The 11,042-nt window shown below is 58.9% G+C and carries 11 protein-coding genes; 5 read left to right on the top strand and 6 right to left on the bottom strand.

Going from position 1 to position 11,042, the window contains the following annotated elements; all coding sequences use genetic code 11:
* From traA to RWK44_RS29650, 4 genes are all read left to right on the top strand, one after another.
* Positions 1-3,095 (top strand): Ti-type conjugative transfer relaxase TraA (gene traA, locus RWK44_RS29665; RefSeq protein WP_316029851.1); only part of this gene is annotated, 3,095 nt, incomplete at its 5' end.
* Positions 3,092-3,655 (top strand): conjugative transfer signal peptidase TraF, encoded by a 564-nt coding sequence (gene traF, locus RWK44_RS29660; protein ID WP_127431469.1) that lies wholly within the window; start codon positions 3,092-3,094, stop codon positions 3,653-3,655. The genes traA and traF, both read left to right, overlap by 4 nt.
* The gene (locus RWK44_RS29655) at positions 3,645-4,808 is read left to right on the top strand and encodes a conjugal transfer protein TraB (RefSeq protein ID WP_127431470.1); all 1,164 of its coding nucleotides are present in this window, start codon (positions 3,645-3,647) and stop codon (positions 4,806-4,808) included. Before traF ends, RWK44_RS29655 begins: the two co-directional genes overlap by 11 nt.
* A gap of 16 nt (positions 4,809-4,824) precedes the next feature.
* Positions 4,825-5,430 (top strand): TraH family protein, encoded by a 606-nt coding sequence (locus tag RWK44_RS29650; RefSeq protein WP_316029850.1) that lies wholly within the window; start codon positions 4,825-4,827, stop codon positions 5,428-5,430.
* 227 nt (positions 5,431-5,657) lie between these two features.
* On the opposite strand, the gene RWK44_RS29645 is transcribed toward RWK44_RS29650, so the two are convergent.
* From RWK44_RS29645 to RWK44_RS29635, 3 genes are all read right to left on the bottom strand, one after another.
* Positions 5,658-6,527: a nucleotidyl transferase AbiEii/AbiGii toxin family protein gene (locus RWK44_RS29645; RefSeq protein WP_127431472.1), complete on the bottom strand. Its 870-nt coding sequence runs from the start codon at positions 6,525-6,527 to the stop codon at positions 5,658-5,660.
* Complete coding sequence (locus RWK44_RS29640; protein WP_127431473.1) at positions 6,520-7,137, bottom strand: type IV toxin-antitoxin system AbiEi family antitoxin domain-containing protein; 618 nt, start codon at positions 7,135-7,137, stop codon at positions 6,520-6,522. Before RWK44_RS29640 ends, RWK44_RS29645 begins: the two co-directional genes overlap by 8 nt.
* Before the next feature lie 346 nt (positions 7,138-7,483).
* A complete protein-coding gene (locus RWK44_RS29635) occupies positions 7,484-7,726 on the bottom strand; it encodes a helix-turn-helix domain-containing protein (protein ID WP_127431474.1) in 243 nt (80 codons plus the stop codon).
* Between the two features lie 223 nt (positions 7,727-7,949).
* Here RWK44_RS29635 and RWK44_RS29630 point away from each other — a divergent pair, with 223 nt between their 5' ends.
* On the top strand, positions 7,950-8,273 hold the full coding sequence (locus RWK44_RS29630) for a transcriptional repressor TraM (RefSeq protein ID WP_246763174.1): 324 nt from the start codon (positions 7,950-7,952) through the stop codon (positions 8,271-8,273).
* A 3-nt stretch (positions 8,274-8,276) separates the two neighbouring features.
* Here RWK44_RS29630 and RWK44_RS29625 read toward each other — a convergent pair whose 3' ends face one another.
* From RWK44_RS29625 to trbH, 3 genes are all read right to left on the bottom strand, one after another.
* Entirely contained in the window at positions 8,277-8,981 is a 705-nt protein-coding gene (locus RWK44_RS29625; protein ID WP_127431476.1) for an autoinducer binding domain-containing protein, read from the bottom strand.
* Positions 8,982-9,291: 310 nt separating this feature from the next.
* Positions 9,292-10,587, bottom strand: a complete 1,296-nt coding sequence (gene trbI, locus RWK44_RS29620) for an IncP-type conjugal transfer protein TrbI (RefSeq protein ID WP_316029849.1) — start codon at positions 10,585-10,587, stop codon at positions 9,292-9,294.
* Positions 10,588-10,598: 11 nt separating this feature from the next.
* Positions 10,599-11,039 carry a conjugal transfer protein TrbH gene (trbH, locus tag RWK44_RS29615; RefSeq protein ID WP_316029848.1) on the bottom strand — a complete coding sequence of 147 codons (441 nt, stop codon included), beginning with the start codon at positions 11,037-11,039 and terminating at the stop codon, positions 10,599-10,601.
* Positions 11,040-11,042 lie beyond the last annotated feature (3 nt).

The raw sequence follows: 11,042 nt of genomic DNA, 5'->3' as shown, positions 1-11,042 counted from the left end.
GCTTCTGGAACAAGGTGGAGGGCTTCGAAAAGCGGTCCGACGCGCAGCTTGCCAAGGACGTTACCATAGCCCTGCCAATAGAGCTGACGGCCGCGCAGAACATTGTGCTCGTCCGGGATTTCGTGGAGCGGCACATCACGTCGAAGGGAATGGTCGCCGACTGGGTCTATCACGACGCCCCAGGCAATCCGCATGTGCATCTGATGACGACATTGCGGCCGCTCACCGAAGACGGGTTCGGCTCGAAGAAAGTCGCGGTTCTCGCCCCGGACGGCAAGCCGCTCCGCAATGACGCCGGCAAGATCATCTATCAGCTATGGGCCGGCAGCACTGAGGATTTCAATGCGTTTCGCGACGGTTGGTTTGCCTGCCAGAACAAACATCTGGCGCTTGCCGGCCTCGATATCCGCATCGATGGCAGTTCCTTCGAAAAGCGGGGTATCGACCTCGAGCCAACCATTCACCTCGGCGTCGGCGCCAAAGCCATCGAGCGCAAGGCCGAGCAATCCCACCACAAGTCGGAGACCTCGACTCCCAAACTCGAACGCATCGAGCTTCAGGAGGAGCGCCGCGGCGAGAACGCCCGCCGCATCCAGCGCCGTCCGGAGATTGTGCTCGACCTGATCACGCGGGAGAGGAGCGTCTTCGACGAACGCGATGTTGCCAAGGTGTTGTATCGCTATGTCGACGAGGTCGCTTTGTTCCAAAGTCTGATGATCCGCATTCTGCAAAGTCCGGAAGCGCTCCGGCTCGAACGCGAGCGGATCAACTTTGCAACAGGTATTCGGACACCCGCGAAGTACACCACGCGCGAGATGATCCGGCTTGAAGCCGAGATGGCCGATCGCGCGACCTGGCTCTCCGGTCGCGCCTCCCATGGTGTCCGTGAGGCGGTGCTGCAGGCAACCTTTGCGCGCCATTCCAGTCTGTCGGATGAGCAGCGAACGGCAATCGAGCATCTCGCCGGGGCCACGCGGATTGCCGCTGTCATCGGCCGCGCCGGCGCCGGCAAGACGACGATGATGAAGGCTGCGCGCGAGGCGTGGGAAACGGCCGGCTATCGTGTGGTCGGCGGAGCGTTGGCTGGCAAAGCGGCCGAAGGTTTGGAGAAGGAAGCTGGCATCGTTTCCCGCACTCTGTCGTCGTGGGAGCTTCGCTGGAACCAGGGCCGCAACCAGCTCGATGATAAGACCGTCTTCGTACTCGACGAGGCCGGCATGGTTTCGTCACGGCAGATGGCGCTGTTGGTCGAAGCAGTCACCAAGGCCGGCGCCAAACTCGTCCTTGTCGGCGATCCGGAACAGCTTCAACCGATCGAAGCGGGTGCGGCCTTTCGCGCCATTGCCGATCGCATCGGCTATGCCGAACTCGAGACGATCTATCGTCAGCGCCAGCAATGGATGCGCGACGCCTCGCTCGATCTCGCGCGTGGCAATATCCGCAAGGCTGTCGATGCCTACACCGCCCATGGTCGAATGATTGGTTTGAGACTGAAGGACGAGGCGGTCGAAAGCCTGATCGCAGCGTGGGACCGCGACTACGACCCTTCGAAGACCAGCCTGATCCTCGCACACCTTCGCCGCGACGCCCGAAAGCTCAACGATATGGCCCGCGCCAAGCTGGTCGAGCGTGGCGTCGTCGCAGACGGATTTGCGTTCAAGACAGAGGACGGAACCCGCATGTTCGCGGCCGGCGACCAGATCGTGTTCCTCAAGAACGAGGGCAGCCTTGGCGTCAAGAACGGCATGCTCGCAAAGGTGGTTGAGGCCGCACCCGGCCGGATCGTCGCTGAGATCGGCGAAAGGGAACATCGTCGCCAGGTCACGATCGAGCAGCGCTTCTACAACAATCTCGGTCACGGCTATGCCACGACCATCCACAAGAGCCAGGGCGCGACCGTCGACCGGGTGAAGGTGCTTGCTTCCCTTTCATTGGACCGGCATCTCACCTATGTGGCCATGACGCGCCATCGTGAGGATCTCGCGATCTACTACGGCAGTCGTTCCTTTGCGAAATCCGGCGGGCTCATCCCGATCCTGTCGCGCCGAAACGCCAAGGAGACGACCCTCGATTACGAGAAGGCGTCGTTCTATCGCCAGGCGCTGCGCTTCGCGGAAGCCCGCGGCCTTCATCTTGTCAACGTCGCCCGCACGATCGCACACGATCGCCTCCAATGGGCCGTCCGGCAGAAACAGAAGCTCGACAATCTCGGCGCCCGTCTTGCCGCCATCGGCGCGGCACTCGGACTGGTCCACGGCAGCCACAAACACTCCATCCCGGACACAATCAAGGAGGCCAAGCCCATGGTGTCAGGTATCGCCACCTTCCCGAAATCGCTCGACCAGGCTGTCGAAGACAAGCTCGCCGGCGATCCCGGGCTCAAGAAGCAATGGGAGGACGTCTCGACCCGCTTCCAGCTCGTCTACGCGAAGCCGGAAGTGGCCTTCAAGGCCATCAATGTCGATACCATGTTGAAGGACCAGTCGGTCGAGCAGTCGACCCTGGCAAGGATTACCGGCGAGCCAGAGAGCTTTGGCGCGCTGAAGGGCAAAACCGGTCTTCTCGCCAGCCGTGCCGACAAGCAGGACCGGGAAAAAGCCATCGCCAATGTGCCGGCGCTTGCCCGAAATCTTGAACGCTACCTTCGTGAGCGGGCCGAGGCCGAATTCAAACATGAGACGGAGGAGCGCGCGGTCCGACTCAAGGTTTCAGTCGATATCCCGGCGCTCTCCCCATCTGCCAAGCAAACGCTCGAACGCGTGCGAGATGCCATCGATCGCAACGATCTCCCGGCTGGCCTCGAATATGCGCTGGCGGACAGAAACGTGAAGGCAGAACTCGAAGGTTTTGCCAAGGCTGTGTCGGAGCGTTTCGGGGAACGGACCTTCCTGCCTTTGGCTGCCAAAGACACTGATGGCAAGACTTTCGAGACCGTCACAGCAGGAATGACGGTCGTCCAGAAGGCTGAGGTCCAGTCCGCGTGGAAATCTATGCGGACGGTCCAGCAGCTTGGCGCTCATGAACGCACGACCGAAGCGCTCAAGCAGGCAGAGACGCTGCGGCAAACCAAGAGTCAAGGGCTCTCGCTGAAATGACCCGGGCAGCAACCACCCGGTCGATGACCACGCAACAACGACGTGCCACTGCGGTTCTGTCGATAGCGGCCGCGGCCACCATTCTGCTGGTGGTGACTGCCGTCGCCGGCGGCTACCGCATCAATTTGACGCCGAGCGAGCCACTGGGCCTATGGCGCATTATCCCGCTTCATCGACCGGTGGCAGTCGACGACCTCCTGTTCATCTGCCCGCTGGAAACGGCGGCGATGCGGGCAGCCAGGGCACGAGGCTATTTCCGTTCTGGTTCCTGCCCGGGCGACGTCGCACCGTTGATCAAGACAGTGATCGCCGTTGTAGGACAGCGTGTCGAAATCGGCGTCAACGTGAGAGTGGATGGGCGGGTGGTTTCCTCATCCAGTCTCGCACTACGTGATGGAAAAGGCCGGCCGTTGACGCCGTTTCCGAGCGGCATCATACCGCCAGGATATGTCTTCCTGCATTCCGCCTTCCCCGGCTCCTATGACTCCCGATATTTTGGCCCGGTGCCGATCTCCGGCATTCTCGGGCTGGCGCAGGAGGTGTTCACCTATGTGCCGTGATTACCTTCAGCCGGCGCTGCTGATATTCGCTTCGATCGCGATCGGCGTGGTGGGCTGGAGCGGCCATGTGTTGCTCCTACCCGTCGCGCTCGGGTTTCCGGTTCTTTGGTCGATCTCGCAAACGAGATCGGTCGCGGCACTTGTCTCCAGCGGATACTTCCTGGCCGCGTCCCGGGGTCTGCCACAAGGCGTTGCCGCCTTTTATTCGTCGGATATCTGGCCAGGCCTCCTGCTCTGGCTGGGTGCGTCTATGAGTTTCGTTGCCGTGCATACGCTCGTCTGGACGATGAACGGACGCGCGCGTCCGTTTCGCTACCTCCTTGCGGCAGCCGTCATGGCCGTTCCGCCGTTCGGCATCACGGGCTGGGCGCATCCTGTCACCGCCGCGGGTGTTCTGTTTCCGGGATGGGGATGGTGGGGACTTGGCGTCATGACAGCCGGCCTTGCGGGTCTCGTAACCCGCATTTGGCCAGCTGTCGCCATCGCCTTCGCAGGCCCTTGGCTGTGGTCCGCCGCAATCTGGACCGACCCGAAACTACCGGAAGGCTGGCGCGGCGTCGATCTTGATATGGGGGCTTCGCTCGGTCGGGAGCCCGGGCTTCAACGCCAGCGTGACATGATCGCAACGGTGCGTGGCGCGGCCAGCGATGGGGCCCGTTTTGTGGTGCTGCCGGAAACTGCGCTCGGTTTCTGGACACCGACCGTGGCGCGGCTTTGGACGAACGCCTTCAGGGATGATGATGGGACGGTGATCGCCGGTGCGGCGATGGTCGATGCTGGGGGCTACGACAATGTTCTGGTCGCGGTCGACGGGAGGGGCGGCCACATCCTCTATCGCGAACGTATGCCGGTTCCCGGTTCGATGTGGCAGCCGTGGCGATCCTGGTTTGGGGAGAGTGGTGGTGCTCGGGCGGATTTCTTCGCGAACCCGGTCGTCTCCATCGGCGCCAGCCGCGCGGCACCGCTGATCTGCTACGAGCAACTGATTGTTTGGCCGGTGCTTCAGTCGATGCTGCACGATCCGGACCTCATTGTTGCTGTCGGAAACGGGTGGTGGACCGAAGGGACATCAATCGTTGCTATCCAGCGAACTGCCACTACAGCGTGGTCAAAGCTCTTCGCAAAACCGATTGTTATTGCCTTCAACACCTGAGTGCTCAGGAGACACCATGATCGACGCAGCCCTGATAAATGAATGCGCAGACCCTTCTCTCAAGCCGACGATCGTCGAGCAGTTCGTGATGGCGGCGGGCTCGGCTGATCCCTTCGCCGTCACCGTCAAATCAGGCGACCGATTGATCCTCGTTCCGAAAGCGGCATCGGCCGAGGAGGCGATTGCGATCGCGCGCCAATATGCTGGTCAAACGGTCGTCCGCGTAGGGCTCACCCAGTTCCCCGCTGGCGTGGGAGTCAAGGAACCGGCGGATCTGAAGCCCGATCTCGTCGATCCTTGCCAGAACCTCCGGAAAGGCACTGCGATGTTCGCCAAGGTATTGAGGATCGTTGCAAAATGGTATGGCAACCCCACGAGCAAAGACGTCTTCCCGCAAATCTTCGAGGACGCGGTCTACGCATGGAAGACCGGCGAGTTCGGGGGTGTCGGCGTGTTTCAGGCGGAGGATCCTGGCATACCCATCGAAGCGCCGCAGCAAAGCGATAAGGAAGTGGATGGCGAGGAAGCGACGCCGAAAGACTTACAACCAGAGACGATGCAGGATGTTAGGCATGCGGGGATACGGATCGATCTTTCCCGCATTGGTCAACAACAGCGTTGAGTTCACCTCGCATTGGCGAGGCATGTTCCGGCCAAGCCAAAGTTTAGGCGACTCCAAAGCATGAAATTAATGCCCTTCCAGATGCCTCGTCCGCGGTTGTAATGGCGGCGAGCCAGTAAAACCCGCCGTACTGACGGGTTCCAGCTATGAAGTTGCCCGACAAAAACCCGACAGGATCTGAATTCTGCTCGCTGAGCCATGAACTCGCGTGGTTGCGACCAAACCGCTCATTCGTCCAGCCTCGCAGCCGCAACCGCGTGCGGCATCAGGAATGTGGCAATCTGCGCGATGACGTCGATCAGATCGCCAGGATTGTGTGCAACGCCTTCAATGAAAGCACGCCATTGTCGCTGCTTTTGCTGGTCCTTGGCAAAGGCGTCCGTTAGGGCGTCCGGCAGGTCAATGGGGATCGGTGTCTCGCGGCGATCAAAGGTAGCGGCTATTGCGCGCGCCAGCCGATCATCGCTGAAGTCGAAAGACCTGCTGAGGATCCAGATGTCGTAGAAATCCTTCATGCGGCTGTTTACTCGCCCCAGCATCACCATTGCCTGGAACTTCTCGGCAATGACCGTTTCTCGCGCATAGGCCCGAAGCCGCGGCATCGGAAAATCGAGCATGGAAGGATAATCCAAAACCTCCACCCCAGGCTCAAGCGCATCGCCAAAACCGATGTCGATGGTCAGGTTGATCCGGGCTCCGCTGATCGAAGTGATCACCCGCAGCCTGAGCCCACCATAATCCAGTGCCTCGCGAATACGATCCACATGCAGCGTATCAGCGTCGAACGTAACGCCATCGTCGGCCTCTTGCGCCAGAATTTCCCGAAATGTCTCAAGCATCGGGTCCGGACTCGGATCACCGAAACCCAAAAGATCCAGGTCGCGCGTGCCTCGGTGCGGATTGTCGAACCAACTCATCATCAACATCGCCCCTTTTAGAACAAAGCGATCGGCGTGGGGCGACTGGCTAAGCCGGAACAATAACCGTTCAAGGGCGAAACGCGTCAGGACGAGATCGAAGCTTTGCCCGCTTGCCTTGGCGAGTTGCAACAGGCGGGCGCGCACCGAGGCGCCGACGTTTCTGATTTCTTTAGCCATTGGCGGTCAGCGCCTCGAGATACGGCCGGATCACAGAGCCAACGCCACCGCGTTCGGCCTGGTTGGCGATTTCGCCAGGAGTAGCCCTTCGTTGCCGCAGCGCCTCCTGCAGCCCTTCTATCGCTACCGAAAGGCCGATCTTGTTGCGATATCGAAAGCAATCGGCAATTGTCTTGGCGATTCCAAAGACCCTCACAGGAACGCCTTCAATGATATGGGTTTCGACGCTGTCGTTGAGAAGGCTGTCTGTGAAGCGCACGATGCGCACAGCGGGGGCTTCCAGTTTCGGCGGCCAGTCCTTACGGCCTATGGCAAGCCAGATTTGTCCGGGGAGCTGATCTGTCAGGCTGTGAAATGCCAATGCCGAAACGAGGCAGATAACGGCTTTGGGCGCGCGTTTGGCAACCTCCGCCAGGCTGTGGCTGGCGTCGAGCTGCGCATCAGGAAGTTGATAGAGACCGCGGGCAAGCCGCAGCACTTCACCATCTCGTTCCATTCGGCTCATGGTGGCAGCCGTGACTCCTGCGTTCCGCAGTTCGACGAAACGTGCTATTCCGCGCTCGGTTAGCACGGTCCGAGCGATTTGGCGTTGCGTGACTGAACTGGGCATTGATATAAAAGCTCGGAGAATAGGATCTATTATCCTAGGATTTGTATCACAATCCCTGGGGCCGAGAAAGCCCTCGCATTATGAATTCTTCACCACGCTAATTGCCTCGATGGACAAAGTTGACAATTCTAGTGGTCGCCTGGAGTAAAGATGTAGCTTGCGGCGAGGTCCACTATGCGCGCAGTGAGAGCCGGATAACCCTCGACGATCTCGTCTGCGGCAGCGCCTTGCAATTTCATCGCAGCGATTGTTCGGACTCGAGAGGAGCACAAATCTCAATTCCATTTGGCTTGCTTCGACGATTTCTCGTTGTCGCGGGCCGGATTGAAGCTGCTGAGATCCCAGATTATGCGCCTGTTTGCGTACTCACTTGGGTCTCACCAATCGGTCGCACTAATTCGACGTGGCTGACATCTAAGGCTTGAGCCAGTTCATAAATCGTAATCAAAGTTGGGTTGCGACGACCTCGCTCCAGGCTACTGAGATATTGCTGGCTGAAACCAGAACGCGCCTCGACCTCTTCCTGTGTCAGGCCTTTCTCCCGACGCAGGCGGGCAAAATTCGAGCCGACCAGTTTGCGCATGTCCATGCGCCGAAAGATCGCCGTTTACACACTCGGAGTTTATCAACTAAAGTATGTAAAGCTCCTTCCCGTAAATCCCGCCAATGCGGGCGGGTAATGGGTTTAGTTGTCGATATAAGCATCAGCACATTGTCTGCAACTAAGAGATTTCGGATGTAACGGTGTCCCATTTGATGTAGGCGAACCTTCGGGGCCGCTTGGTGAGAGAATGAAAGTTTGGGAGAAGCGGGTGAACAAAGCGAGCTCATCCGATGCAAATGGTCGAGAAAAGAAAAGAGAATCGCGCTTCAGCTCGATGCAACAGTCGAAGCTTGAGGCGTTGGCTGTCTCGGCAATTCTCGAACACCGCCTCCTGATCGCCGCCGACGAAGCTGTCTATGAGGAATGGGCTCGCGCGACCGCAGACCCATCAATTTCCGCCGCCGTGCTCAAGAGCCTGCAGGAGGAGTATGTCGCGCGCCAAAAGAAATCTGAAGTCCAGCAAGAAGAACTTTCGGAAATCATCGATGCGTTAGGCTACGTCCCCGAGGTTCCACTCGATAAACATGAATGACGGTCAAACCAACCCGTGATCTTTAGCAATTGCGACGAGCTGTGGGACGGTCGCAGCCTCAAGTTTTTCGCGCGCTTTATCAAGGTAGTGCTGCACTGTCCTCGGGTTGATCCCCGTTAGCATTGCGGTTTCCGGAGCGCTTTTACCCTTTGCCGCCCACATGAGGCACATTGCTTCTCTTGGTGAAAGCAACCGTCTCGGAGCGACAATGGTCGTCGCAGCGATAATCTTCAGGCAGTAATGGATCACCAGCACCGCTCGGATCGCTTGTTGCGCATCCCGCAGTTTTGAAACGTCAGCCGTCGGCGCCGAAGATGCAAACGTCAGCATCATCGTCGACCCGAAACTTCCTTCGACGGGGATCGTCACCCCACTCCGAATTCCGTACTCGATCGCCTGGTCCCGAAAACGCCTGAGTTCGGAGGTTCCACGAGCGGGCCAATCGTCGGCCGTCCAGGAAAACATTTCCATGCGACGCTTGGCTTCAGTAACGACCGGGTCGATGCGGGAGTAATGGCCTTCGAGATAAACACCCTGCCATTCCTCCGGATAGGAGTTGAATGTGCGGATTTCCAACCCCTCAGTCTGCAGATAAGCAAAACGGTCGAAGCCGCATGCGTGCGCAAATGTTTTCAAAGCACTTTTGATCATACGTTCATCATGCGCGGCTTCTGTCATATCGATGAGAGAGCGAAGGTCACCGTCCACTAACTTTTCTCCTTTTTTCGACGGTGCAAGCCTCCCACTCGTCGCGCCGTTCTGACGCCGCGAGGTACCGGTTGCCACCGTTCGGCTAGCCGGAACCACATGGGACATTGGACGATACGGCAGTTGCTTCTACGCGAAGCAGATCCACGTTCGTTGCATCGCTTAGGTCTATTGACCTCTGCCGGGTATTCAACTCTTTCTGATCTAAAGACGATGATTTTTATAGAGATTTTTAGTCACACCTGCGTCCCGCGCGGAATGTACTTGCGACGTTCAGCGACAAGCGAAAATCTGAGCGTCCGTTAGCTGTTTAGCGGCCGCTATAGACAGAATGAAAAATAACATCCTGATCGACCAACACATTGAACTTGTAGCCCGGCCGGATGCGAATCGTCGGCTGAACGTTCAGATTCTTCGAGATCGTCTCTTCTGCTACGCGGCCAAATGACGCGGCAAAATTCCGTCTTGCTGCATCCGAAGCCGTGTCCTGCGTCGCGAGCGTCGAACTCTCAGGCATCGACATATCGGTATCCGCCCCGATGATTGCCACCAGGGCTGCAGAACCGAATGTTCTCCAGAGATGCCGGTCGACCTTGTCCTGGAAGCCGCCATAACCTTCAGCGTCAGTGCCCGCCATACCACCGATCTGCAGGGTAGACCCGTTCGGAAAAATGAGGTCCGTCCAGACGACGAGTACCCGTTCCTGGCCGAAAGACACCTTGGAATCGTAGCGACCGAAGAGCTTTGCGCCTTGCGGGATGAGAAGGCGATAACCGGTTGCGCTGTCGTAGACATTTTGGCTGATCTGAGCGGTAATGCGCCCCGGCAGGTCGGAATTGAGGCCGGTGATCAATGTCGCCGGGATGACTGAACCGCGCTTCAATTCGTTGGGTGACATCTGCGGCACGACCTGGTTCGGCAGGTAGCCGAGATCCTTGATGTCCTGATTAAAGAAGTCCTCCTTCGACGTCTGCCCGTTCTGATCGACGTTCTGCTCCATCAAGCCTGATTTCATGGCCGCGCCATAAAGGTCTGAGGCGCTGCTCGTCACGGCATTTGTCGGCTGGCGGACGGTGTCATTGGTGGAGATTGCAGCCTTCTCGACATCGGAGATGTCTACCTTTAGCGGCGAATCGAGCGCCGTGGAACGGGCCTGGAGACGCGCCATCCGTTGCCGCTGGGCTTCGCGCATATATTGTTCATCCTGCTCTCGCTTCAGGCGTGCCTTCCACTCCTCTTCGGATTCGAGCCTTTGTCGGCGATCTTGTCGATCTGTTGGTTGGCGCTCGAAGACCGGTTCCTGCTTTTCCTTTTTCTCCGCGACGACTGGCGTCGGTTGAAACACCTCCTGCTCTGGGTCACCGATAATGCCGTCGGTGACACCCCGCTTAAGCTGATCGCCGAAACTGGTCGCAGGGCTGTTGGAAGCACCCTCGATGTCGCCATGATTGAAGGAAAGCCCGCGCAGTGACAGACCAATCACGACCACGCCGACGAACAGCACGATGACGATGATGGCGACGATGATCGGCAGGCGGTTGAGCCGGCGCATGCCATTCTGATCGTCGGCCTGGGCTGACGCGCCAAGTTGGAGCGACTGGACCATATTGCTCTCCGTCAGTTACGCTGCATGATCGAAAGCGGACTAGCCGGCGTGGCGCCTGCCGCCGTTGGTGTATAAGCACGTCCGAGAGCGATCGAAGGCGTCGAAACCCGCGCGAGCAGCTGCCCGTCGATTCCCTCAATTGCATAGGCAAGCTCGACCGGCTTGATGTCTTTGGCGACTTTGCCGTCCCTGACGACCGTATAACCCCGCCCCTTCAGGGCCGCCTCGAGGGCGGATGCGAACTCCGATGCGTCCGTCTCCATTTTGATCGTGGTCGTAGCACCGGCCGGGCCGATCTGTTCGGCCAGACGACTTGCCATGTCGCCGGCGATGGCGCTTGCAGCCGGTCCGGTGACGGCCACAGGTGTGGAACTGGTGGTCAGTGCGTCGTCCGCCGTTTGGCAACCGGAGAGCAGCGCGCCCACGACGAAATATGCGAGAAGCTTGCGCATGGT

This window comes from Rhizobium sp. 25PS6 (assembly GCF_032464655.1).
Taxonomy (GTDB): domain Bacteria; phylum Pseudomonadota; class Alphaproteobacteria; order Rhizobiales; family Rhizobiaceae; genus Rhizobium; species Rhizobium laguerreae.
This window is presented reverse-complemented; position numbering and strand designations above follow the sequence as displayed.

Bases quoted from the DNA above. Each gene is read 5' to 3' on its own strand.
- traF (WP_127431469.1), top strand. From the start codon at position 3,092: ATGACCCGGGCAGCAACCACCCGGTCGATGACCACGCAACAACGACGT.
- RWK44_RS29655 (WP_127431470.1), top strand. From the start codon at position 3,645: ATGTGCCGTGATTACCTTCAGCCGGCGCTGCTGATATTCGCTTCGATC.
- RWK44_RS29650 (WP_316029850.1), top strand. From the start codon at position 4,825: ATGATCGACGCAGCCCTGATAAATGAATGCGCAGACCCTTCTCTCAAG.
- RWK44_RS29645 (WP_127431472.1), bottom strand. From the start codon at position 6,527: ATGGCTAAAGAAATCAGAAACGTCGGCGCCTCGGTGCGCGCCCGCCTG.
- RWK44_RS29640 (WP_127431473.1), bottom strand. From the start codon at position 7,137: ATGCCCAGTTCAGTCACGCAACGCCAAATCGCTCGGACCGTGCTAACC.
- RWK44_RS29635 (WP_127431474.1), bottom strand. From the start codon at position 7,726: ATGGACATGCGCAAACTGGTCGGCTCGAATTTTGCCCGCCTGCGTCGG.
- trbI (WP_316029849.1), bottom strand. From the start codon at position 10,587: ATGGTCCAGTCGCTCCAACTTGGCGCGTCAGCCCAGGCCGACGATCAG.
- trbH (WP_316029848.1), bottom strand. From the start codon at position 11,039: ATGCGCAAGCTTCTCGCATATTTCGTCGTGGGCGCGCTGCTCTCCGGT.